Below are 22586 nucleotides of genomic sequence, written 5' to 3' on the forward strand. Positions count from 1 at the left end.
CCAGGGAATATCTCAAGTCGCTCCATTCTGTGGGGGTTGTCTGGTCGTTTCGTGGGCATTCTATGTGAACGAACTGAAACACAACCGGGATACCCCGGTGAGTTATTCCCGCGTGAGGATAACGTGAAGAGACGGTTGAAACGCGGTGGAATCACTATTTAGACAAATAGCGGTCCAAGAAGAACCAAGATTAATTTGATGACGCGAGGGGGTACCGCCATGCTTCGTATGTTACTTGGGGAACAGCCCCGGCACAATAACGGACTGCTTGAGGAAGCCATCGAATCGATGGTCAAGACAACCCGGCTGCTGCAGAAGGAAATGGAGAAAAATCAGGATCCGACGCATGACTTTCGCAAGCTTGAAATTTGGACCCGGGGGTTGATCGTTTCCCTGGATGAGCTGGAACAGAGCTGGAATGCGGCAAGACATTTCAGTCAATCGGTCAAATCGGGTTACATCGATGACATGTCGATTCAGGAGCAAGGGGAATATCAACGATATGTGTATTTTTACAAAAACGGCTTCATACGGGTATTCTCGATCCTTGACAAGCTGGGGACGGTGTTGAACGATTTGTACGATCTTCATACCTCCAAGGTGAAGGCGCATTTCTCTTATTTTACGGTCCTGCGGCAGTTTAAATTCCTGAAGGCCCACGGAGAGCTGGCCAAAGAGCTGGAAGCGATCAAGGAGCGTTACAAAACACCGCTGAACACACTTCGGAAACGGCGAAACGCCGAAATCCATTACATGAATTCCGAGATGCAGGATGATTTATGGCAGCGTCATCAAGGGCTGTCGGACAAGATCGAGCTGGAGGATATCGATCAGCACCTGGACGATCTCAAACAAGGTGTCGATATGGTATGCCGGAGTCTGGCGGCCTCTTATAAATATACGAACGAGCTTTGGGGGAAAAATGGAGTCAGGGCTTAGGCACAAAATCGCCATGAAATTCCTTTTGACAAAAACCTGAAAAGAATCTATACTAACTATTGCATTCATTAAATGTTATTAAATCAGATCAAATTAATCGGAAAAATTTCATATCGATGTTTTCTTATCGAGAGAGGCGGAGGGACAGGCCCGATGAAGCCCGGCAACCGACTCCAGCGTGTAATTGCTTAACGCAGTGACGCTTGGAGTGACATGGTGCTAATTCCTTCAAAGCTGCAGGATATCCCTTGGCTTTGACAGATGAGAAAAGGCGTTGACTTTTACGTAAAGAGGGCCCTTTTTGATTCTACAAAAAGAGGCTCTTTTCTTTTGGGTAAATAGATATGAAGCTACGGAAAAAGGAGGATTATCGGATTGATTGAGCTCAAGCAATTGACGAAGCAGTACGGAAAAGCCGGAACCTTAACCACTGCGTTGTCCGAATTGGATTTGTCGATTGAAAAAGGAGAAATTTTCGGAGTGATCGGACACTCCGGTGCAGGTAAAAGTACATTGATCCGTTGTATCAATTTGTTGGAGCGTCCCACCTCGGGCGAGGTGTGGGTGAACGGTAAGAACTTAACGTCGCTTGGCAAGAAGCAGCTTCAGACGGAACGCCGCAAAATCGGCATGATTTTTCAGCACTTTAACCTGTTATCTTCCGCGACGGTGTACGATAACATTGCGTTTCCGCTGCGTCTGATCAAGACGCCGAAGGCTGAGATGGAACGCAAGGTATCCGAACTGTTGGCTTTGGTCGGCTTGGAGGCGCATCGGGACAAATACCCGTCCCAGCTATCAGGCGGTCAGAAGCAGCGGGTCGGCATAGCCAGAGCGCTCGCAAGCGATCCCGAAGTGCTGCTGTGCGACGAGGCCACTTCGGCGCTTGACCCGCAGACCACGGATTCGATCCTGCGCCTGCTGCTGGACATTAACAAAAAGTTTCATCTGACGATCGTGCTGATTACCCATGAGATGCATGTGATTCAGAGCATATGCGACCGGGTCGCCGTCATTCATCAAGGCGGCATTGTGGAGCAAGGGCCGGTAACGGAAGTGTTCCTGAAGCCGAAGCATGAAGTGACCCAGGAATTTATCCGCCAGGAGATGGACAGCGGCGAAGCGCTGCGGCTGGCCATTCAGGGCCAGGCGAATGGACCTTCAAAGGCGGTTCAGATTACGTTCCTTGGATCGAAAACGTACGAATCGATTCTGTCCCATACCGTTCATGAGACGGGCGTGAATTTTGCGATTCTGCAGGGCACGATCTCCACGATCAAAGAAACGCCGTATGGCCAGCTCATCGTCCGTTTCGAAGGGGAAGAGCGTGCCATAGAAGATACGATCCGGAAGCTGCTGGAACAAGGATTAGACGTGGAGGTGATTCATTAATGTTCGGGCTTGATTTTACCCAGATCGACTGGAAAGAGATATGGACGGCAACATTGGATACCCTTCGGATGCTGGGGGCTTCGGCATTGTTCAGCTTCATCATCGGACTGCCGGTTGGCGTGCTGCTCTACATGGCTGCAAGATCTACATCCGGTTTGGTGCGCTTCGGTTACACGATCCTGTCGTTCATTGTGAACATCCTGCGTTCGGTTCCGTTCATTATCCTGATCGTTGCGATGATCCCGATTACGAAGTCGCTCGTAGGTGTTTCGTACGGCGTGCTAGGAACCATTCCGCCGCTCGTGATCGGCGCTGCCCCATTCTTCGCCAGGCTCGTGGAAACGGCTTTGAATGAAGTGGATAAAGGCGTGATTGAGGCGGCTCATGCCATGGGCTCCTCGACAAGCCAAATCGTATGGAGGGTTCTCCTCCCGGAGGCACGTCCGGGTCTGCTGGCGGGGATGACCATCACGATTGTAACCCTGGTATCTTATACCGCGATGTCCGGTCAAGTCGGGGGCGGCGGATTAGGGGATTTGGCCATCAAGTATGGCTATTACCGTTATGAGACCGAGATCATGATTCTGGCCGTTGTGTTGATGATCGTGCTGGTACAACTGCTGCAAATGGCAGGAGATCGCCTGGTGCGGCATTTTACAAGAAAATAACGGGATTGATGAGGCTTCAAGGAAGACAACATATAAATAATATATTTTTTCGGAGGGAGAGTTTTAGAATGAAAAAATGGACATTAGCATTGATCAGCTTGACCTTGGTTACGGTGCTGGCTGCGTGCGGCAGCAAGCCTGCGGATAACGCAGCTGAGCCAGGGGGAACAACGGGAGGCGGCGGTCAAGAGACCGTGACCTTGAAAGTAGGGGCTTCGCCTTCACCGCATGCCAAAATTTTGGAGCATGTCAAACCAGCGCTTGAAAAAGAAGGCGTGAACCTGGAAATCGTAGAGTTCACGGATTATGTTCTGCCTAACACGCAAGTGGATTCCAAAGAAATCGACGCGAACTTCTTCCAGCACAAGCCTTACCTGGATAACGAGATCAAAGAGCGCAAACTGGATCTTGAGTCCGTGATCGCCGTGCATGTGGAGCCGCTTGGTGCGTACTCCAAAACCATTAAATCTGCGGATGAGCTGAAGGATGGAGCTGTTGTAGCCATCCCGAATGATCCTTCGAATGCGGGCCGTGCATTGACCCTGCTGTCCAAGAATGGCGTCATTAAGCTCGAGGATGAAACCAAGCTTGAAGCTACCGCCAAGGATATCGTAGAAAATCCGAAGAACCTGGAGTTCAAGGAAGTTGAAGCTGCCATGCTGCCGCGTATGCTGGATGAGCTGGATCTGGCTGTCATCAACACGAACTACGCGCTTGAAGCGGGACTGGACCCAACGAAGGATGCACTCTTTATCGAAGACAAAGAGAACCCTTATGCCAACCTGCTGGTAGCTCGTCCGGACAACAAGGATTCCGACGCCATTCAAAAATTGGCAAAGGCGCTGACTTCCGAGGACGTGAAAACCTTCATTGAAGAAGAGTACAAAGGGGCCGTCATCCCGGCATTCTAATTCGAGTTCCAAAGCTCGATTATGCTGAAAATAAATTTTTCGTATTTGTAAAGAGAGGGCATTATCCCAAAAGAGACCTATCGGTCTTGAAGGATAAGCCCTTTCTTTTTTTGTGTCTACGCCCATCTCTGCCGGGTTGCAAGTTGTTAGGCCTTATCAAATCTTTTATACTGAAGGAAGGATATCCATCTAAGGAGGGAAAGCCTTGAAGGGAAAAGTGGCGCTGATTACAGGCAGTGCGACAGGTTTGGGGAAAATGACGGCTTTGTCGTTAGCCCGGCAGGGATGTCATCTAGCCATAAATTATGTAAACAGCAAGGATGAAGCGGAGGCGCTTTCCCGTGAGATTGAGGGGTTTGGCGTGAAATCCATTGCAATTAAAGCCGATATCGCCAGCGAACGTGAGCTGTATTCATTGGTCGATCAGACGGAGGAGCGGCTGGGCAGCATCGATATCCTTGTTAATAATGCGGGACCGTTCATTCGGGAGCGTCGTCTGTTCTCAGAGTACAGCCGCGACGAAATCGTACATATGGTGAATGGCAATTTAACCGGCGTCATGCTGCTGGACCACCGCGTTCTGCCAGCCATGCGGGAGAAAAAGTGGGGACGCATCATCCACTTCGGTTTCGGACATGCCGGAGAAGCCCGCGCGTGGCCTCAACGTTCAGCCTACGCGGCTGCCAAGGTGGGCCTGGTTTCCTTTACGAAGACGCTTGCGGTGGAAGAAGCACCGTATGGAATCACCGTGAATATGATATGTCCGGGGGACATCCGCGGAGCAAATAAAGAGAAGACCATCGATGAAGTGTCAGGCATTCAAGATGGGCTGACCCCGCGCGGACGATCGGGAAGCGGGGAAGACGTTGCGAGAGTGATCGAATACCTATGCCTGGATAAGTCGGATTTCATTACCGGCAATATTATGGATATATCCGGCGGGCTGGACCCGATCCGCCCGTTGATTAAACCGGAATAACATATCATTCTCTAAATAGCCCCGCAAAGTGGAGCCTATGCTTCCGATTCTTATTCCAAATACTTTGAGGGGACCCCAAAACACATAAATGCGATTAAAGAATGGCTTACGCTTCGCTGAAAACTTATACATTCTTTAATCTCAAAAAAAAGAGTCTTGATTCCACGAGGGAACCAAGACTCTTTATAGTTAAAGAAGATTTAGAATACTTGAACTACTTCTTGAATGCCTTCTACTTCTTCAACCAGGGCGCGTTCAATCCCTGCCTTCAGAGTAATGGTGGAGCTAGGGCAGCTGCCGCATGCACCCATCAATTTCAGCTTAACGATGCCGTCTTCAACGTCAACCAGTTCCACGTCACCGCCGTCGCGCTGCAGGAACGGACGAAGTTTATCAAGCACTTCAGCCACTTCATCATATACAGTGGTTTGCGTGTTTTCACTCATCTTGTTCAACTCCTTTCCTCCCTATATTATAGTACATAAACCGGCAAAATAAAATGCCAATCTTAAGGCAGGTCTTATAACAATGTCCATTATCATTGAGTTTTGCACAAGCAATTCCTATTTCGGCACGGATAAAGTTCTCCAGACGCTTGAAGCCGAGTACGATTGTCAAGTCATCGAATACGGCTGTCTGACCAGCTGCGGTCAGTGCTACCTGATGCCCTTCGCTTATGTGGATGGCGAATGGGTCGAGGCCCCTACGGCAGAAGAGCTGCTTGACGTTGTCAAAGCTAGGCTCGAAAGCTTTCAGGACAGCGAAGAGGAAAGCTGACGCTGGATACCTGGCATATTCCGTAAGGAGCAACAACGCGTCTGCAACCTGCCGGGAGCTAGTAGTGACGCTTGGATTTCCAGAGAACACCGCTCTTCAATATCCTTGGTACCCGGCCCAGCACCGAAGTGCTGCCCATGAGTCCAAAGCCTGCATGTTTGCCGAGGGAGCCGAGGGTTCCCTTGAGCTTCAGCGGAGATACCTTTGGCGTATCCTCACGCCATATAGCTTTCATGACATGTCCCACTTGCTCGGCTTGAGCCCCGGCCGCTTGCGCGCTCGGGACGAACGGGAGGCTTGCGCAGTCGCCGATCACGTATACTTCCGGATGGGACGGAACCTGATACCACTCGTTCAGCAGAATACGTCCGCTGCGGTCTTTTGGCAGATCGAGATCCTGTACGACCTTTACGGGCTGAATGCCCGCCGTCCATACAGCCAAGTCGGTTGGGATAGGCACATCCAGATTGTACACGGCGTCCTTCTCAACTCGGGATACGGAAACGCCGCTGTGGATATCCACATGGTGTTCCTCAAACCAGCGATGAATATAAGCAGACAAACGGTTAGGAAAAGAAGAAAGTACCCGCTGTCCCCGGTCCAAGATGGCGATATTAAGGTCAGGCCGGCTTTCACGAAGATCGGCAGCGAGTTCGATGCCGCTTAAGCCTCCGCCAATGATATGAACATGACCATAAGGTCTGAGGTTGTTCAGGTGCAAATAGGTTTCCCGGGATGCAGAGAAAGATTGCAGGCTGAACGTGAATTCTTCAGCGCCCGGTACGCCATGATAACGGTCCGTACATCCCAGAGCAATGGCGAGTTGATCGTATTCCACGGGATCGTTGTTCGTCAGGTTAACAAGCCTCTTCTCCAGATCAATGGATGTGACTTCACCATATACAATTTGGAGGCGGTCATACACCGGGAATTTAACACGAACGGCGGTATCGGCCACGGTGCCTGCTGCCAGCGCGTAATATTCGGTTTTGAGTCCTTGGTACGGCATGCGGTCGATGAGCACGACCTCCACGTCCGGAGGAAGATAGCTGCTGAATAATTCTTGAATTAGGGCAAGACCACCATAGCCTCCGCCGAGAATGACGAGCTTTTTCATAAATTTCTTCCTTTCTCAAGAGATAAGAAGGTGAGCGCCGATTCGCAAGAAAAACGCCGCTAGAAGCGGCTTAGGTTACCCACGCTATATTATCTCTTTAACCTGTTTTCCGTTTTTTGGAACGTCTCTCGTTTGCTTAAATCCCTGCTGGTAAGACTTATTCGTAAACCTTGATCTCGTTGTAGAAGGTATCGCGTTCAACCGGAATCCGGCCTGCGCCTTGAATGAGCCAGACGAGCTCTTTGCGTGTCAGCCCTTCCGGTGTTAAAGCTCCTGCAGCATGGCTGATACGTTCTTTCAGGATCGTACCATGGACGTCGGAAGCGCCGAAGCTGAGAGCCACTTGAGTTAATTGCGGCCCGATATTAATGAAGTACGCTTTGATGTGGTCGATATTATCGAGCATCAGACGGCTGATGGCAATGGTTTTCAAATCTTCGTAGGCCGAGTTGCGACGCATGATGCCTGCATTCTTATTCTTCGGCTGCATGGACAGCGGAATGAATACCATGAATCCATTGGTTTCATCCTGAAGTTCCCGAATTTGCAGCATATGGCGGATCCGGTCCTCATGGCTTTCGATCGATCCGTACAGCATGGTGGTGTGCGTCTTCATACCAAGCTTATGTGCGGTACGGTGAACGTCGAGGTATTGATCGACGTTGGCTTTGTCCACCTTCATCTTCTGACGATATTGGTCAGACAGAATTTCGGCGCCGCCGCCTGTTAAGGATTGGAGACCTGCTTTTTGCAGTTCTTGGAGTACTTCCTTTGTGCTAAGTCCGCTAATGCGAGTGAAGAATTCAATCTCTGCCGCGGTATAGGCTTTCAGAGTTACTTCCGGGAAACGCTCGCTCAATGCCTTCAGGGAATCTACATAGTACTGGAACGGCACATGGTTATTATGTCCGCCAACGATGTGAAATTCACGAATGCCGGGATGAATATGCTGCTCGACATACTCGATCATCTCAGCGCCGGACAGGGTATAGGAGCCTTCCTCGCCTTGATCTTTCCGGAAATTGCAAAAAGCGCAGTGGGATTCGCATACATTCGTGAAATAGAGACTCATGTTCTCAATGAAGTAAACTTTTTTCCCGTTCTTGCGCAAATTGGCTTCATTAGCCAGCTGCCCGAGGGTCAGCAGGTCATCGGTTTGATACAAATACACACCGTCTTCAAGATTCAGGCGTTCGCCGCTTTGGACTTTCGCAACGATCTCGGCCATTCTCTGATCGGTAAATGGTGTCACAATTGTGGACATGTTCAATCCTCCTGTTCACACTTGACCTGCATAGAAGATCCAGCAGAAAAAGCGATCATAAAGTGAATCACTCCCCTAAGGGAACGGTCCGTTTATAGTGGTGTAACAACAAACATCAATAATGGGCTGAATAATTAAATAAGTTTGTGAAAAAATATACAACTGTGGACCAGCCATAACCTTTGCCGCTTTTTAACCGGGGTATGTGACAATTATCCAACAGTTGCCGCCCATGTTCCTTCCCTATTATAAACCTGACCCCTCGGGGTAGCAACACAAATAGAGGAATTGAAAATAGGTTTGTCATTACATATCAAAAGCCATCATAACAACCTTGAGCGAATTCGCGAAGAGGAGTATACTTAAAGAGTGAACGAAAAGGAGGGTGACCTATGATTACAATCAGCGACTCAGCTGCAGAACGTTTAAAAGAAATGCTTGCTGAACAGGAAACGCCCAATATGTTCCTTCGACTGGGTGTCACTGCCGGCGGTTGCAGTGGTTTTTCATATGCAATGGGCTTTGACGATAATGAAACGGAAGCAGACGTATATATGGATCTGCAGGATATGAAGGTCGTTGTCGAGAAGGACGATCTGAAATACCTGAACGGTCTGGAAATCGATTTTGAGGAATCCGGCATGACCGGGGGCTTCACCATCCACAATCCGAACGCGACCGTAACGTGCGGCTGCGGTTCGTCATTCCGTACGGCAACGGATGCGGGCAAACCGAACGAAGAGCCTTGCTAATAAGGACGCTCTAGAGGGTTAAGCCTAAGTCAACAGTTAAAGACCTCTCCCGACAATCTTTGTCGCAGAGGTCTTTTTTGTGCTATGGGAAACATTAGCTAGAGCCATTTGAACCCAAAAAGCAGCCAACTCCGTGTAAAGGGGAGGCTGCTTTTTTTTGGGTTCTACCTATCCGATCAAACCGGAAAGAAGAAGGTATCGTTCAGCATCAGCACAATCATGCCGGCGGCCACAAGCGAAAATACGATGCAGCCCGCTCCGAGTCCTCTGCGCTTATCCTTGATGAACTTGAAGCCCATGATAAAGATAAGAACGGTGATGGCGGCAAGGGCAACCGACATGCCGACAATGGCAATCCAGTACAATATTTCAAACAACGCTGCCAAGGTGACAAAGCCTCCTTTATGGGTATCCATGGTGGTGGATGTATTACGGACAAAGCTCTGTTCTTACTATACGATAGATCACATCATTTGCAAAGGGAGGCTGCCGTGAGGCCACAAGAACCCCAATTATTAGGCATACCATCACGGACAATCATCCAAGACAAAAAGCGGATAGGGGAATAGGATAACGTATGTCATGAATAAAAGGAGGCGAAAGCAGCATGGCGGGAAGACAACTGGCCAGCAAGTGGCTGAAGACGGAAGCGCTGCTGACCGATCCGCAGGTTGCTCCCTACATTCCGGCTACCCAGTCGTATGGAGGGGATACCCTGGTCTCAATGCTGGCCGAACACGAAATGGTCGTGATCAAGCCGATTATAGGAACCGGTGGTAACGGAGTCATCCGAATACAGAAGGACGGAACGGGATACTTGGTAACCCATAAGAGGCGTACTGTTCATGTAGATACATTGAATTCCCTGTTATACGTATTGAGCAGAATGAGACTGAGACGGCGCTATATGATACAGCAGGGTATTCATCTGGCTAAAATTCAGGGACGTCCGCTGGATTACCGTGTAAAGGTAGTCAAGGATCGAGGGAGATGGGTATTCCGGGCCATGCTTGGGCGGCTCGCGAGCCCAGGGCTTTTCGTGACGAATATTTGTAAAGGGGGGACGCTGCTTCGTTGTGGTCCTGCACTCCGGCTGTCACTGCCCCATATTAATGCAAAGGAAAAGCGCAATGAAATGCGCCACGTAACCAGACAGTGCATAGCGATACTGGAATCCCATTTTCCAGGGATCGGGGAATTGGGATTTGATTACGGATTAGACAACGAGGGCAAGATTTGGATTTTGGAGGTTAATACAAGACCAGGCTGAATTTTTGTTTAATAATCCCAAATGAAATCGTTTATATGATTTTTTAATAGGGTAATAAAAAAATAACCACAATCTACCGATATTATAATTGATCAATTTTTTTTATAGTAGATTTTCCCCATATCCTGTGTATAACATTTATCCCCATAATCCACTTTGATATGACCCTGTTTTTTACACTTACCAACAAATTATACACAGGATTTCCACAAGAGGTTGTGGATAAGCGAACAGTTGTTCCGTTTTAGCATGTCTGATATGATAGATTCAGGAAATTTGAGGAAGGGGTGTGAGAGGGATGGCTATGTTGACGGATGAGATGCTTCTCGATTCCTATCATATGGCTGTTGAGTTGAAGTTGGAGCGAGAGTTCATCACTCTACTGCTAGCCGAAATTCATAAACGGAACTTGGACACCGATTCCGGCAGCATCCTGCATTAATCAGATTTTTCGTATATAGAATAGATAAATTACGACATGATACGTATATAATGTGGGAGCTTTCAACCAAGTTCTACATATGGTTTGAAGAATAGAAAAGGTATCTTCGATTCCGGGGCGGCGCAACCCCTCGGAATGAAGATACCTTTTTTTCTATGAATATAGATGTATATGAAGGTAAAATCCTCAATGACCTTACAATTTCATGTTACTGCTGTGGCCCGGAGCCAATCTGGCTTCAGGATCGAAGTAAACCTTGGCATTGTTCACGGCGGTAGGTGCTTCACCAAATCCAACAGCGATCAGTTTGACCTTGCCCGGATAGGTGGTGATATCGCCGGCTGCAAAAATACCCGGGATACTTGTTTCCATACGGGAATCCACCACAATGGAGTTGCTTTCGATGGCGATGCCCCATTCGGAGATCGGACCGAGGGAGGACACAAACCCGAAATTGACAATGACATCGTCCACTTCAATCTCTTGCGTCTCTTTGGTTTTAATATGCGAAAGCGTAACCTTCGTAATCGTGTCCTCACCGTGTAATTCAGTGATTTCGGTTGGCGTAACGATATTCACCTTCGATGCCATTAGCTGCTCAACGCTATGCTCATGGGCACGGAATTTGTCACGGCGGTGAACCAGTGTAACCTGCTCGGCGATCGGCTCGATCATGAGCGCCCAGTCTACCGCGGAGTCGCCGCCGCCGCTGATGAGAACCTTCTTACCTTTGAAGCGGCTGAGATCGTTGACGAAATAATGAAGGTTGGTCTTTTCGTATGCTTCTGCCCCTTCAATCTCCAGTCGACGAGGTTGGAACGCTCCTACACCAGCTGTAATGATAACCGCTTTGGCATGGTGTTCTCCCAGATTCGTTTTTACGACAAAATGACGTTCTTCGAGTTTTTCGACAGCCTGTACTTTCTCTTCAAGACGAATGTCCGTTTTAAAGAGCTCCATTTGGGCCGACAGATTGTTCACAAGCTCTTGAGCGGTTACTTTCGGAAAGCCTGCTACGTCATAAATATATTTCTCAGGATACAGCGCAGCCAATTGGCCTCCAAGCTGAGGCATGCTCTCGATAAGTTTTACCGAAGCTTGGCGCATTCCGCCGTAAAAAGCAGCAAACATACCTGCAGGTCCGCCACCGATAATCAAAAGATCCGTCATATTGCTGTCTTGTGGCATCGTTGTCATGCGGTAAGCACCTCCATAAAATGAGTTTATATTCGAATCAGACAGACGTTCTTGTCCGGATAAAGCTGATTCAAGAATTCCTTACCTATTATAATCGTCCCGAACCGGCATGAAAAGACGAGAATTGAGTTAAAATACCTAACAATGGAATGGATGCGCTTACTTAGCAAGTAAGGGGATAAATGGCGGAATCATTTGCACATTATATGGCAAAAAAATTCTTGATATTTGCATAGTTTATGCATATGATTAACGTGATAACTTGTGTTCATTACAGGGTAGTCCTATATATTGTCAGCTGGTGCAACAGTAAGGGAAACCTTAGTCTTGCAGCTATTTTTGAACCTTTAATGAACCATCAGGTCAAATGATGAAACGGGCTCTGATAAGGGCTCTTCTCTTTTTTTGGATGCAATTTCACAGAATGTTAACATGTGCACCATACTGTATATATAAAGAGTAAGCTGGAAGGAGCAATAGAATGAGCAGCATACCGAAGATCGTAATCCTTGGCGCGGGTTACGGGGGCATATTGACAGCGCAGCGGCTGCAAAAAGAGCTGAATTATAATGAGGCCGATGTTACATTGGTGAATCGCCATGATTATCATTATATTACAACGCATTTGCATATGCCGGCAGCAGGAACAGACAGCATTGAGAACACCCGGGTATCCATTTCCAAGTTGATAGACGAATTCAAAATCGACCTGGTCAAATCCTCGGTTCAGGAAATCCGCCTTCACGATAAGAAGGTTATTCTTGAAGATGGAACGTTATCCTATGATTATCTTGTCATTGGACTCGGCGGAGAGCCGGAAACCTTTGGCATTCCAGGTCTTGCAGAGCATGCGATGACAATCCGAAGCATCAACTCGGTACGATTGATTCGTGAGCATATTGAGTATCAATTTGCTTTATATAAAAATGAACGCAGACCGCAAGAGCGCATTAACTTTGTGGTTGGCGGCGCCGGATTCAGCGGCATCGAGTTTGTAGCCGAGCTGGCGGACCGCATTCCGAGACTGTGCAAGGAATATGACGTCGATCCGACGCTGGTGAATATCTATAATGTCGAAGCCGCCCCTGCCGCGCTGCCGGGGTTTGCACCGGAGCTGGTGGAGTACGCCATGAACGTTCTTGAGAAGAAAGGCGTTACCTTCAAGATGGGCATTGCGATCAAGGAATGCCTGCCGGGCGGAGTCATTCTGAACAATGGCGAAGAGATCCGGGCGGCAACGGTGGTATGGACCGGCGGCATCCGCGGGAACCGTCTGGTGGAAGCAGCCGGTTTCGAAACGATGAGAGGCCGCGTCAAGGTTGATGAATATTTGCGTGCTCCCGGATACGAGAACATTTATATTATCGGCGATAACTCCCTGATTTTTAATGAGGAAGGCAGACCTTATCCGCCAACCGCCCAAATGGCGATGCAGCAAGGCGTATGCTGCGCCCAAAATATCGTTGCGGCGATTCGGGACAAGTCGATGCGCAAATTCGAGTTCCATAATAAAGGCACGGTTGCTTCCCTCGGCCGGGGCGAAGGCATTGCGGTTGTCGGAGATAAGAAATATCAGGGATGGAAAGCGGCTCAGCTGAAAAAATTGGTTGATCTGCGCTACCTCTTCATTATTGGAGGAATTCCGCTCGTCCTGAAAAAAGGTAGGTTTCTATAAATGAGACACTGCAGCGTTCAAGTACGGGGGCTGCTCACAAGAGATGAGCTGGATCGTTATAATGCGCTGATGGAGGTCGGCTCCTATCTGGAGTCGCAAGAGCGGTACGATCTGGCCTATACCATTCAGCAGGAAGTCGACATTCTCATTCTTCCTGCTATTGAGCGGCTCAAGGATAAAGGACGTGCCCGGGACCGGGCGACGGCTGAATATCTTGAAACCTTGCGAAAGCAAGAGCAAGATGAGGACGACAGTGAGTAATAGAAGAAGGGATGCTCTCATGGTGAGAGCATCCCTTTTTGTGTGCATGCTTTTTATGTGCAGAAGGAATTATACCTTCATTAAATCTGTAAATGAAGCCTGATCGAGCAGGTTGCCAACATAGAAAGGACCAAACTCGCCGAAACGCGCACTGACTTCGTCAAATCTCATTTCGTACACGAGTTTCTTGAACTGAAGCGCGTCGTCGCTGAACAGGGTTACGCCCCATTCCCAGTCGTCGAATCCAACGGAACCGGTGATGATCTGTTTGACCTTGCCGGCATAACCGCGGCCGATCATCCCATGGCTCTTCATCATCGATTTGCGTTCATCCATGCTCAGCATGTACCAGTTGTCCGACAAATCCCGCTTTTTGTTCATCGGATAGAAGCAGATATGCTTCGATTTTGGCAGAGCCGGCTTCAGACGGGCAATGACATGCGGATTCTGCATCGGATCCTCATCGGAGGAGCCGGCCAGGTAGTTGCTCAGCTCGACAATGCTTACATAAGAGTAAGCCTTGGTGGTGAACTGGGCGAACGTTGTTTTGTTAAAGGCATTCTCGATCGCGTTCAGCTCTTCCAGCGTCTCGCGCAAAAGCATGAATACGAAATCGGCTTTTTGACCGACGATGGTATATACAGCGGTGCTGCCCTGCTGGGCAGCTTCGACGGCATCCCATTCCTCGAGGAACGCATTCAGCTCGTCCAACGCAAAAGCACGTACTTCTTCATCTGCAGCTTTCCAGGCAGGCCAATTGATGGTGCGGAAATCATGCAGCGCATACCAGCCCTCAAGCGTCATTGCAGCTTCGTTCATGTGATCACTCCTAAACGTTATGTTCGTTATAATTGAAGCGGATGACCGCTTGCATTAACTTCCTATATTGTACTGTAAGCGCAGTCGGAAGGGCAAACGCCGACACAATGTATTCACGATTGTTCGTTGATCTGTGACATGTTTTTTAGTAAACTAGCTATTAGCTAAAGCTTGGTGTGCTGTTTCTTGCTGCAATAAAGTAGAATAGCTGCTACGCGTAGGTGATAAAGAAGAGGTGAAAACAGCGATCATGCTTCAATTTATTCCTGTGCTCGTGCTGATGATTTTGTTTTTTGTCATGATGTTCGGTATCGGTTTTATCCTAAATATGTTGATGAAGACGACCTGGTTTCCTTGCTTTCTGTTCGTGATTGTCATTTTGCCGGTCGTTGTATACAGCTTGTGGGATCGGGGCCAAATGTCGTTCTGGACTCACGTCGGATCATTCCAACTGGTGGATTACTTAACGGGAGTTGCAGGTCTGATTGGTGCCTACATGAGCGGATGGACCATTAAGACATTGCGTATTAAAGGCTTTAGAATGTTTTAACGCGCTAGGCGCAAATTGAATGTAGTGTTGATGGCGGCTCTGCAATACCTGGGGGCCGTCATTTATTATTTGTGGAAGCATGCAAATGGCAGGCGCACGAATTCCAGAATTTTTGATGCGAAAGAACCGACTTCGAAACGACGGATTTATGATAGAATAGAGGAAGTCTATTTTTGGGCGACAGGGGGAGCATAAACGATGCGCATGACTAATTTTTTACATTTTACCGAGAACCACCGTTACTGCGTATACCGTGACTTCTGCTTAAGCGGCCTGGATGACAAAATGCTTGGTTCGATTTATCAACCGATGGTTGGCGCGTTTGCTGTCAGTCTGTACCGTCTTCTCGTATCGCATGTGCCGGTGGAGAAGGTGGGTTACTCGGCCATTGAACAGCAGCGTAGATTGTTTTTGACATTAGGGCTTGAGCCTAGTGAAAAAGGACGCCGCTTTCTCATTGAGCAAACTTCCAAGCTGGAAGCGGTAGGTTTACTGCAGACAAGCCGGATGTTTGTCCCGGAGACGGATGACCATATCTATGAATATGAGCTGCAAGCACCGCTCAGTCCAGCCGAGTTCTTTAACACCCAGCATCTGACGCTGCTGCTTCGCGACAAGGTGGGGAAATTCGCCGTTCTGTCGTTAAGAGAAGAGCTTTGGAGCAAGGAACCCCTTGAATGGTCCGGTATTTCCTTTAACAAGGAGAACATTTCGGTTCCCTTTTATGATATTTTTGAGCTGAACACGCATGTCATTGATTATGAACTGGAGCAAGCGCTGGAAGAGGTCGCGGTGTCACGGAAGTCCGTGGTGCCGCCAAATCCGCAAGGTGAAGGTCTGAACTATGCGGATATTATTCTCCGTTTCCCGCGTGAATCCCGCAATCGGGTCTTTGTGGAGCGTCTTCGCTACGACCATGAGCAGATGGGCATTGTGAATTACGTGGTGCGCAAATACGATCTCAGCACGCAGGATTTGTGCCGCCTGCTGGACGAGGACGGCATCTTTACCGAGCATGGCGAGGTCGTGCTGGATGATCTTCAGCACAAGGCCAGTCTTCACTTTAGGCAGGGAATGAAGATGCAGGAGAAGCGGCAGATTACGGCGGGCAAGGTCGTTGCCTTGCATCAGGAGATGACGGCCGATCCGGAAGAGCCGGCACAGGAGCATGCGGTAGAGATGGAATATTATGTAGAGGTTCCTGCTCAGTTCCAATCGAAATGCGATATTCACCAATATAATATGATGCTTCGCAACGAGCCTTATACCCGGCTGCTGCAGACCTTCTTCCCGGGCTCGGTTCCCGCGCAGTTTTTGGACATCTTCGAAAAAATCGACTTGAGCTACAAGCTGCCGGGTGAAGTCATCAACGTGCTCATTCATTATTTAATGTCACTCATGGCCGCAGGCGGCGAGCAGCGCATCAACCGTAATTTCGTGGAGGCCATTGCTTCCAATATGCTGCTGAAGCAGGTGAACAGCTATGAGAAAGCTGTTCAGTATATACGTGATCAAGCCAAGATGAAAGGCAAGCAGAAGGCAACCACACAACGTACGCGTACATACGCTAAAGGCGGAAAGGTGAAGCCGGAAATTCCTGTAGCTCTGGAGACCGATCAGGCGGAGGCCGTATCGGATGAGGAATTCGAGGAAATGATGCGATTTGCGGCAGAAATGCAGGCTGGCAACAAGAAGGGCGGATAAAGAAATTCTGCTGTAGAGAGGAGGGAACAAGAGATGGAGTCCCTTGGTGAACTGCTGGAAAGCATGAAAAGTCCTGCGCTCCGGCGCAGAACCGAGCAGATTACGGAGGATTTGCTCAGGAATCCTCTGATTCAAGCATTGCGGAGCGAATACCCGGAGATCGATGATCGGGTTATACGTTTGAATTTAAGCAAACTGTATCAATATGCTGGAGATCAGGCCCATTGCAAGGCGTGTCCGGGTCTGGACCGATGTCCGAATGATTTCCAGGGACATTTCAGCAAGCTGGACATCCAGCGGATGAACGGAACCGTGGAGATCTATGAGCGAAAGGCGCCGTGTTCCCTGCAGATGGCGAAAACCAATGAGGATCAGATCAAAAAACGGATTCGCAGCTTTTATGTCGATGAGCATGCCTTGAACGAAGGTTATGACAATATGGAGATTATGGCGAAGGATCGCTTGCGTGCACCTGCGGTCCACCAGGTCTTTAAGTACATCCGGGATACGAAGGAGAATGGCTTGTCCCCGCGCGGCTTGTATCTCACCGGTTCGTTTGGTACGGGTAAGACCTACCTGATGGGCTACCTGATGCATGAGCTCGCGAAAGTGGGCCATTCGGGCGTTATCGTGTATATGCCCGATTTCGTGGAAGATCTGAAGACCATGATGCAGGACGGCCAGAAGCTGAAGGACATGGTCGAGACGATGAAGCATTGCGATCTGCTGATCTTTGACGATATCGGAGCGGAGAATTTGAATCCGTGGGTTCGGGATCATGTCCTCGGTTCCATCCTGAATTTCCGGATGAACCGGCTGCCGACCTTCTATACGTCGAACTATCCGCTCGACGGGCTTGAACAGCATCTCAGCTTCACGAGCAAGGATGGGGAGGAGCTTCACAAAGGGCAGCGGTTGATGAACCGGATTGCGCCTTTTGTGGATGTCGTTCATTTATTTGGCGAGAACCAGAGAGGGAAATTCTAGCATGGCAAGCAAACTTCCTATGGACAAACTTCCCTAAATTGTAAAAAGTCTGATCCCGTTAGCGTATGGAACGCGGCAGGATCAGACTTTTTATTTGTGCACAAGGAGTCATCAAGTATTAGCCGACCAAGAACTTGATAATGACGAATCCGAAAAAGATGATGGTCATGAAACCGAACATCCCCACGAAGCCCATCATCAAATCGCCAAAGTCATTGCGTGGTTCTTCATTGATGTGCTCCCGTGGATCGTTAACGCGTACGTTTACATCCATGGTGCTTGCCTCCTCAAAAGGTGAACATGCCGTGCCAACACGAAAAACTTGACAGTCACCCGACTTGTTACTAGTAGTATACCCAATGCGCAAATCATTTGTAAAGATTGCATAAAAATCCCGTGAAATCCTCTTTCTTTAGGTGAGTATATTTCACTTTTTCCGGCCGATTGTGGTATACTAAATTCGTCGACCCATTCGACAGTTATGATTCGCACTATACCTGATCTTATCCTGTGAGGAGGAGAATACAATGGCTATCGTCAATGTTACCGACCAAACCTTCGTGAATGAAGTTGAAGGTCAAGGAACGGTTGTAGTTGATTTTTGGGCGCCGTGGTGCGGCCCTTGTAAAATGCTTGCTCCGATTCTGGACGAATTGTCTTCAGAACTCGGCGATGATGTAAAAATTGCTAAGGTGAACGTGGATGAGAATCCGGAATCCGCAGCACGTTTCGGCGTGATGAGCATTCCGACCATGATTTTCTTTAAAGACGGCCAGCCTGTCGATAAAGTGGTAGGTCTGAACTCCAAAGAAGCCTTGAAGGGCATCATTGCAAAACATCAATAAGCAGAATTGTCCATAGATACAATCTGCTTTCATACAGCGCCTTCGGTTAAACCCGGAGGCGCTTTGTGTGGTTATTCATAATGGTTTATATTTAGGGTTAATACTATATAATCTCCTTGGAGAGGAGGAACAGCATGGACGATTATGCCAAACAGCTTCAGGAGCAGGAGAAGGCGCTGGAGAATATCCGCCACAAGCTGGCATTGCTGCCGGACCAGCCCGGCTGTTACTTGATGAAGAATCATGAAGGCACGATTATTTATGTGGGCAAGGCCAAAGTGCTGAAGAACCGGGTACGCTCTTATTTTACCGGAAGCCATAACGGGAAGACCCAGATGCTGGTTTCGGAAATTCGCGATTTTGAATACATTGTGACCGGCAGCAACATGGAAGCCTTGATTCTGGAATGCAACCTCATCAAAACCCATCAGCCAAGATTCAACGTGCTGCTGAAGGATGATAAAACCTATCCGTATCTTAAAATAACGAATGAAGAGCATCCCCGTCTGGAAGTGACCAGAAGGGTGCTTAAAGATAAAGCCAAATACTTTGGCCCCTACCCAAATGCTTATGCGGCACAGCAGACCAAAAAGCTGCTGGACCGGATGTACCCTTTGCGCAAATGCGGCGTCATGCCAAAAGAAGTGTGCTTGTATTATCATATGGGCCAATGCTTGGCTCCATGTGTGAAGGAAATTCCGAAGTCTGCTTATGAACAGATCACCGGGGAGATTACGTCATTCCTGAGCGGCGGGCATGAAGAGATCAAGAAGGAACTGCAGCGCAAGATGCAGGAGGCCGCGGAGGACTTGTATTTCGAGCGTGCCAAAGAACTGCGGGATCAGATCATCCATATCGATACGCTAATGGAGAAGCAGAAGATTACAACAACGGATACGCGGGACCGCGACGTATTCGGTTACGCTGTGGATAAAGGCTGGATGTGCGTACAGATTCTGTACATGCGCCAAGGGAAAATGGTGCAGCGCAACAAGTCCGTTTTTCCGTTCTACGGCGATGCGCACAGCGACTTTATGTCTTTTATTGCCCAGTATTACAGTGATAATCCTGCATTGCCGCAGGAAATTCTGCTGCCTGAGCCTCTGTGGATAGACGAGGCTGATCCAGAGTCGGTTGCGGGAACGGCTGCGGATGAAGGTGGACGAAACGCCGAGGCAGCCGTGGTTACGGCGAATCCGCTTTCCGCAGGGATATCCGATGAACAGCAGGCAGCCCTTGCCGAGGCACAGGAGAAGCAGGCGGAAGCTGCTGGCATCGTGGATGCAGCCGGAGGGGCTGCCGCCCTGCAGGAATGGCTCGGCGTGAAGGTGCATGTCCCGCAGCGCGGCTTGAAGAAACAGATGGTGGGCATGGCATTGGATAATGCGAAGGTGTCCTTAGACGAGAAATTCCGCTTGATTGAGCGCGATGAAGAACGCACCTCGGTCGCAGCGGCAAATCTGGGCGAAGTGATCGGCCTCCAGTCGCTGAACCGGATCGAGGCATTTGATAACTCGAACATTCAGGGGACCAATCCGGTATCGGCCATGGTCGTCTTTACCAATGGGAAACCGGACAGGAAGGAATACCGCAAGTACAAGATCCGTACCGTGCTGGGACCCGACGATTATGATACGATGCGTGAAGTGATCCGGCGGCGGTACGAGCGCGTCTTGAAGGAGAACTTGCCGCTTCCCGATCTGATTGTGGTCGATGGAGGGAAGGGACAGATTTCCGCCGCCATCGATGTACTGGAGAATGAGCTGGGGTTGTTTATCCCGGTCTGCGGGCTTGTGAAGGATGCCAAGCATAAAACAGCGCAGCTCATGGTCGGAGACCCGCCGGAGCCGGTTACGCTGCCCCGGGACAGCCAGGAGTTCTATTTGCTGCAGCGCATTCAGGATGAGGTTCACCGTTTTGCGATTTCCTTCCACCGCGAACAGCGCGGCAAATCGATGGTATCCTCTAAGCTGGATTCCATCCCGGGCATTGGAGAGAAGCGCCGCAAGCTCCTGTTGAAGCATTTTGGCTCGGTCAAAAAAATAAAAGAGGCTTCAGTCGAAGACTTCAAGCCCCTTTCAATCGGTGAGAAATTAGCAACGGAAATTCTTAAGGTACTTCGTGAGGAGGAGTCGTGACATACGGCTTCTCTTTTTTTGTTGGATTGAAACGGTAAATCGCATACGCGACCATCGCCGGAAGTACCATGTAGAAAGCACCGATCAGCAAGTTGCTGGTGTCCTTGAGCAGGATCAGGCTAATGCCCATCAAGATGCTGTTAAAGATGACATGGGAGAACATGGCCGCCAAATACCCGTATTTCAAAAAGATGTAGCTGAACAGCAAGCCGATGATAACCAGTTCAATGGGCCGGGAAATTACAGGGTATATCGGATAGAGCGTATGCCCAAGCGCCCAAATGAGCGAGGTAATTAAACTGGCCACAAACGTATTGCGGACGATCTTTTTCACCATTTTGATGCCGAACAGTCGATAGACGGCCTCCTCGGATATGCCGGCCAGCCAAGCCATCAGTGGAAACAGCCAAGGATAGAGCATGTTATAAGGAGACTGTGTGGCATCCGTGGTGGACCATGTATTTAAGGTTAGGCCCAGAACGACAAAGATAATGGATTGGACCCCAAGCAGGATGAAAGCCCACATATACCCCAGCTTCATGCTGTCCAGTACATACTGTCCGTATCCGGGTTCTTTGGCTCGAGGCCATGGATTGAGTCCGTCTTCTTTTTGCCATAGCCCGTTGCCCCCGACAAGGGAGAAATAGAGCAGCGCGGAGAAGATAAGCGAATAGACCGCATAAAAAATCATCATTCCGATTATACCGGTTTGCGACATCCCCTCGGATTGGAAAACGGGAATCAGATTATACGTATTCAACATCTGAATGATAAACAGCAGCGCCGATAGGAACAGGCCGCGCTTAAAGGACGTATAGGCTCTGGTCTTCACGCTGTATACAATCGCAAGAATGCCAAGGATAAGGGTGAACAGGCCATACCCTGCAAGCGTCAGCAGCGTTGCATCCTGGGTCTGTTTGTTGACATAGGCGGAATGGGCGGCCGGGACTGAAAAGGATGGCTCATAGGAGCGTAATTTCCCCTGTTCGAAGGTGAAACGGTGCTCCAATCTGGAATCGCCAATCTTGGATTCCGGGTCCACATACCGGAGCCGGGGTTCCCCTTCCCGCGTAACCAGCTCCAGTTGCGACGGATCATAGCCCGCTCGTTGGAGCCAAGGCTCTGCGAGAGCTTGCTTCTCGGCTAATGACATGCCGTCCTCGACGACAAGCAGCATCTGCCTTTGTACATCGCCCTTGTTCAGCTCAATCCGTTCATAGCTGGAGCGGGCGAAATCGTACGAGAAGCCGACGATGCCTGAATTTTGCATGTGCACGTCCACATTGAGGGCATCGCCTCCCGGTTCGCTGAAGCGAACGCGGTATACGTCATAGGGATATTTGGCTTCATAGGTTTTGTTGTATTCCGAAAGTTTCTTTTCCTTCGCCAGATATCCGTAAAGTTCCGATTTGGATTGATATGTAACCAATGCGTCATCCGTTTTTGCAGCCGTAAACTGCAAAAACTCCTGAGCAAAGCTTGAAGCCGCTTGCCGAGCCTGCTCCTTGGATATGATATTCGGGGTTGCCATCTCGGTCGAATCCGGATTCGTCGACGGAAACACCTGAAATAATAGGAACAGAATCAGGCCGACTGCGGCAGGCGCGATGAGCTGTTTCAGATTGGGCTTCAGCTTCAAGGCCTCTCTTGCACGATTCATGAAATTCCTCCTCTAAGAAAGTTGATACTCCCACTGGTATTCGATATGCCTGATTAAGAACGCATAGAGTCAATATAACATAGTTATGAAAGTCATTAGCAGCTTATCCCAATATCCGGAATAATGAAATAAATCGATGAAAATGAATGAAAGGTTTCGAAAACGTTAGAGAACCCTATGCTTGTATTCTTGAATATGCCCAATTCGCGTTCTTTTAAAGATTTTTTGGGTGAAAAACG

24 protein-coding genes and 1 riboswitch are annotated in these 22586 nt (G+C 49.0%); of the genes, 16 read left to right on the forward strand and 8 right to left on the reverse strand.

Annotation, left to right across the window (positions count from 1 at the left end):
• Window positions 1–219 precede the first annotated feature (219 nt).
• The 5 genes from ACETK5_RS00325 (at window position 220) to ACETK5_RS00345 (ending at window position 4889) form a co-directional block, all read left to right on the forward strand.
• Entirely contained in the window at window positions 220–939 is a 720-nt protein-coding gene (locus ACETK5_RS00325) for a Cthe_2314 family HEPN domain-containing protein (RefSeq protein ID WP_100539236.1), read from the forward strand.
• Between the two features lie 121 nt (window positions 940–1060).
• Window positions 1061–1207: riboswitch (SAM riboswitch) on the forward strand.
• A 107-nt stretch (window positions 1208–1314) separates the two neighbouring features.
• Window positions 1315–2331, forward strand: coding sequence for a methionine ABC transporter ATP-binding protein (locus ACETK5_RS00330; protein WP_127593495.1), 1017 nt, complete (start codon window positions 1315–1317; stop codon window positions 2329–2331).
• Entirely contained in the window at window positions 2331–2999 is a 669-nt protein-coding gene (locus tag ACETK5_RS00335) for a methionine ABC transporter permease (RefSeq protein ID WP_076324846.1), read from the forward strand. Before ACETK5_RS00330 ends, ACETK5_RS00335 begins: the two co-directional genes overlap by 1 nt.
• Window positions 3000–3067: 68 nt before the next feature.
• On the forward strand, window positions 3068–3910 hold the full coding sequence (locus tag ACETK5_RS00340) for a MetQ/NlpA family ABC transporter substrate-binding protein (RefSeq protein ID WP_394054089.1): 843 nt from the start codon (window positions 3068–3070) through the stop codon (window positions 3908–3910).
• 205 nt (window positions 3911–4115) lie between these two features.
• Window positions 4116–4889 (forward strand): SDR family oxidoreductase, encoded by a 774-nt coding sequence (locus tag ACETK5_RS00345; protein WP_100539233.1) that lies wholly within the window; start codon window positions 4116–4118, stop codon window positions 4887–4889.
• Between the two features lie 200 nt (window positions 4890–5089).
• Here ACETK5_RS00345 and ACETK5_RS00350 read toward each other — a convergent pair whose 3' ends face one another.
• The gene (locus ACETK5_RS00350) at window positions 5090–5335 is read right to left on the reverse strand and encodes a NifU family protein (RefSeq protein ID WP_006212609.1); all 246 of its coding nucleotides are present in this window, start codon (window positions 5333–5335) and stop codon (window positions 5090–5092) included.
• A gap of 82 nt (window positions 5336–5417) precedes the next feature.
• On the opposite strand from ACETK5_RS00350, the gene ACETK5_RS00355 reads away from it, so the two are divergent.
• Window positions 5418–5666 carry a YuzB family protein gene (locus ACETK5_RS00355; protein ID WP_100539232.1) on the forward strand — a complete coding sequence of 83 codons (249 nt, stop codon included), beginning with the start codon at window positions 5418–5420 and terminating at the stop codon, window positions 5664–5666.
• A 58-nt stretch (window positions 5667–5724) separates the two neighbouring features.
• Here ACETK5_RS00355 and ACETK5_RS00360 read toward each other — a convergent pair whose 3' ends face one another.
• Window positions 5725–6783 (reverse strand): NAD(P)/FAD-dependent oxidoreductase, encoded by a 1059-nt coding sequence (locus ACETK5_RS00360; protein WP_100539231.1) that lies wholly within the window; start codon window positions 6781–6783, stop codon window positions 5725–5727.
• A 157-nt stretch (window positions 6784–6940) separates the two neighbouring features.
• Window positions 6941–8047 carry an aminofutalosine synthase MqnE gene (gene mqnE / locus ACETK5_RS00365; RefSeq protein WP_100539230.1) on the reverse strand — a complete coding sequence of 369 codons (1107 nt, stop codon included), beginning with the start codon at window positions 8045–8047 and terminating at the stop codon, window positions 6941–6943.
• Between the two features lie 392 nt (window positions 8048–8439).
• On the opposite strand from mqnE, the gene ACETK5_RS00370 reads away from it, so the two are divergent.
• The gene (locus ACETK5_RS00370) at window positions 8440–8799 is read left to right on the forward strand and encodes a HesB/IscA family protein (RefSeq protein WP_076324840.1); all 360 of its coding nucleotides are present in this window, start codon (window positions 8440–8442) and stop codon (window positions 8797–8799) included.
• 176 nt (window positions 8800–8975) lie between these two features.
• On the opposite strand, the gene ACETK5_RS00375 is transcribed toward ACETK5_RS00370, so the two are convergent.
• Window positions 8976–9185: a hypothetical protein gene (locus ACETK5_RS00375; protein ID WP_100539229.1), complete on the reverse strand. Its 210-nt coding sequence runs from the start codon at window positions 9183–9185 to the stop codon at window positions 8976–8978.
• A gap of 221 nt (window positions 9186–9406) precedes the next feature.
• On the opposite strand from ACETK5_RS00375, the gene ACETK5_RS00380 reads away from it, so the two are divergent.
• A complete protein-coding gene (locus ACETK5_RS00380) occupies window positions 9407–10069 on the forward strand; it encodes a YheC/YheD family protein (RefSeq protein WP_100539228.1) in 663 nt (220 codons plus the stop codon).
• 298 nt (window positions 10070–10367) lie between these two features.
• Window positions 10368–10511, forward strand: a complete 144-nt coding sequence (gene sda / locus ACETK5_RS00385; RefSeq protein ID WP_006212600.1) for a sporulation histidine kinase inhibitor Sda — start codon at window positions 10368–10370, stop codon at window positions 10509–10511.
• 195 nt (window positions 10512–10706) lie between these two features.
• Here the strand turns inward: sda and ACETK5_RS00390 are convergent, their stop codons facing one another.
• Entirely contained in the window at window positions 10707–11708 is a 1002-nt protein-coding gene (locus ACETK5_RS00390; RefSeq protein WP_127593487.1) for an NAD(P)/FAD-dependent oxidoreductase, read from the reverse strand.
• Between the two features lie 481 nt (window positions 11709–12189).
• Here ACETK5_RS00390 and ACETK5_RS00395 point away from each other — a divergent pair, with 481 nt between their 5' ends.
• Together ACETK5_RS00395 and ACETK5_RS00400 are read left to right on the forward strand one after the other, a co-directional pair.
• Complete coding sequence (locus tag ACETK5_RS00395; RefSeq protein ID WP_100539226.1) at window positions 12190–13383, forward strand: NAD(P)/FAD-dependent oxidoreductase; 1194 nt, start codon at window positions 12190–12192, stop codon at window positions 13381–13383.
• Window positions 13384–13644: a hypothetical protein gene (locus ACETK5_RS00400; RefSeq protein ID WP_076324835.1), complete on the forward strand. Its 261-nt coding sequence runs from the start codon at window positions 13384–13386 to the stop codon at window positions 13642–13644.
• 69 nt (window positions 13645–13713) lie between these two features.
• Here ACETK5_RS00400 and hemQ read toward each other — a convergent pair whose 3' ends face one another.
• Window positions 13714–14463 (reverse strand): hydrogen peroxide-dependent heme synthase, encoded by a 750-nt coding sequence (gene hemQ / locus ACETK5_RS00405; RefSeq protein ID WP_100539224.1) that lies wholly within the window; start codon window positions 14461–14463, stop codon window positions 13714–13716.
• 250 nt (window positions 14464–14713) lie between these two features.
• On the opposite strand from hemQ, the gene ACETK5_RS00410 reads away from it, so the two are divergent.
• From ACETK5_RS00410 to dnaI, 3 genes are all read left to right on the forward strand, one after another.
• Window positions 14714–15013, forward strand: coding sequence for a YuiB family protein (locus ACETK5_RS00410; RefSeq protein ID WP_015737411.1), 300 nt, complete (start codon window positions 14714–14716; stop codon window positions 15011–15013).
• Window positions 15014–15211: 198 nt separating this feature from the next.
• On the forward strand, window positions 15212–16717 hold the full coding sequence (locus ACETK5_RS00415; RefSeq protein WP_326117956.1) for a replication initiation and membrane attachment family protein: 1506 nt from the start codon (window positions 15212–15214) through the stop codon (window positions 16715–16717).
• Between the two features lie 33 nt (window positions 16718–16750).
• Complete coding sequence (dnaI, locus tag ACETK5_RS00420) at window positions 16751–17704, forward strand: primosomal protein DnaI (protein ID WP_100539222.1); 954 nt, start codon at window positions 16751–16753, stop codon at window positions 17702–17704.
• Window positions 17705–17822: 118 nt separating this feature from the next.
• On the opposite strand, the gene ACETK5_RS00425 is transcribed toward dnaI, so the two are convergent.
• Window positions 17823–17978 carry a hypothetical protein gene (locus ACETK5_RS00425; RefSeq protein ID WP_006212594.1) on the reverse strand — a complete coding sequence of 52 codons (156 nt, stop codon included), beginning with the start codon at window positions 17976–17978 and terminating at the stop codon, window positions 17823–17825.
• Between the two features lie 253 nt (window positions 17979–18231).
• Between ACETK5_RS00425 and trxA the strand changes: the two genes are divergently transcribed.
• The gene (trxA, locus tag ACETK5_RS00430) at window positions 18232–18549 is read left to right on the forward strand and encodes a thioredoxin (protein WP_009592891.1); all 318 of its coding nucleotides are present in this window, start codon (window positions 18232–18234) and stop codon (window positions 18547–18549) included.
• A 134-nt stretch (window positions 18550–18683) separates the two neighbouring features.
• On the forward strand, window positions 18684–20687 hold the full coding sequence (uvrC, locus tag ACETK5_RS00435) for an excinuclease ABC subunit UvrC (protein WP_394054090.1): 2004 nt from the start codon (window positions 18684–18686) through the stop codon (window positions 20685–20687).
• Here the strand turns inward: uvrC and ACETK5_RS00440 are convergent.
• Complete coding sequence (locus tag ACETK5_RS00440; protein WP_394054091.1) at window positions 20659–22347, reverse strand: CPBP family intramembrane glutamic endopeptidase; 1689 nt, start codon at window positions 22345–22347, stop codon at window positions 20659–20661. The genes uvrC and ACETK5_RS00440 overlap by 29 nt on opposite strands.
• Between the last annotated feature and the right edge of the window lie 239 nt (window positions 22348–22586).

Source organism: Paenibacillus ilasis, assembly GCF_043195395.1.
GTDB classification, from domain to species: Bacteria; Bacillota; Bacilli; order Paenibacillales; family Paenibacillaceae; genus Paenibacillus_AQ; species Paenibacillus_AQ lautus.

Coding starts and splice junctions, on each gene's coding strand:
- ACETK5_RS00325 (WP_100539236.1), top strand. CDS start 220: ATGCTTCGTATGTTACTTGGGGAACAGCCCCGGCACAATAACGGACTG.
- ACETK5_RS00335 (WP_076324846.1), top strand. CDS start 2,331: ATGTTCGGGCTTGATTTTACCCAGATCGACTGGAAAGAGATATGGACG.
- ACETK5_RS00340 (WP_394054089.1), top strand. CDS start 3,068: ATGAAAAAATGGACATTAGCATTGATCAGCTTGACCTTGGTTACGGTG.
- ACETK5_RS00350 (WP_006212609.1), bottom strand. CDS start 5,335: ATGAGTGAAAACACGCAAACCACTGTATATGATGAAGTGGCTGAAGTG.
- ACETK5_RS00355 (WP_100539232.1), top strand. CDS start 5,418: ATGTCCATTATCATTGAGTTTTGCACAAGCAATTCCTATTTCGGCACG.
- ACETK5_RS00360 (WP_100539231.1), bottom strand. CDS start 6,783: ATGAAAAAGCTCGTCATTCTCGGCGGAGGCTATGGTGGTCTTGCCCTA.
- mqnE (WP_100539230.1), bottom strand. CDS start 8,047: ATGTCCACAATTGTGACACCATTTACCGATCAGAGAATGGCCGAGATC.
- ACETK5_RS00370 (WP_076324840.1), top strand. CDS start 8,440: ATGATTACAATCAGCGACTCAGCTGCAGAACGTTTAAAAGAAATGCTT.
- ACETK5_RS00380 (WP_100539228.1), top strand. CDS start 9,407: ATGGCGGGAAGACAACTGGCCAGCAAGTGGCTGAAGACGGAAGCGCTG.
- sda (WP_006212600.1), top strand. CDS start 10,368: ATGGCTATGTTGACGGATGAGATGCTTCTCGATTCCTATCATATGGCT.
- ACETK5_RS00390 (WP_127593487.1), bottom strand. CDS start 11,708: ATGACAACGATGCCACAAGACAGCAATATGACGGATCTTTTGATTATC.
- ACETK5_RS00395 (WP_100539226.1), top strand. CDS start 12,190: ATGAGCAGCATACCGAAGATCGTAATCCTTGGCGCGGGTTACGGGGGC.
- ACETK5_RS00400 (WP_076324835.1), top strand. CDS start 13,384: ATGAGACACTGCAGCGTTCAAGTACGGGGGCTGCTCACAAGAGATGAG.
- hemQ (WP_100539224.1), bottom strand. CDS start 14,463: ATGAACGAAGCTGCAATGACGCTTGAGGGCTGGTATGCGCTGCATGAT.
- ACETK5_RS00410 (WP_015737411.1), top strand. CDS start 14,714: ATGCTTCAATTTATTCCTGTGCTCGTGCTGATGATTTTGTTTTTTGTC.
- ACETK5_RS00415 (WP_326117956.1), top strand. CDS start 15,212: ATGCGCATGACTAATTTTTTACATTTTACCGAGAACCACCGTTACTGC.
- dnaI (WP_100539222.1), top strand. CDS start 16,751: ATGGAGTCCCTTGGTGAACTGCTGGAAAGCATGAAAAGTCCTGCGCTC.
- ACETK5_RS00425 (WP_006212594.1), bottom strand. CDS start 17,978: ATGGATGTAAACGTACGCGTTAACGATCCACGGGAGCACATCAATGAA.
- trxA (WP_009592891.1), top strand. CDS start 18,232: ATGGCTATCGTCAATGTTACCGACCAAACCTTCGTGAATGAAGTTGAA.
- uvrC (WP_394054090.1), top strand. CDS start 18,684: ATGGACGATTATGCCAAACAGCTTCAGGAGCAGGAGAAGGCGCTGGAG.
- ACETK5_RS00440 (WP_394054091.1), bottom strand. CDS start 22,347: ATGAATCGTGCAAGAGAGGCCTTGAAGCTGAAGCCCAATCTGAAACAG.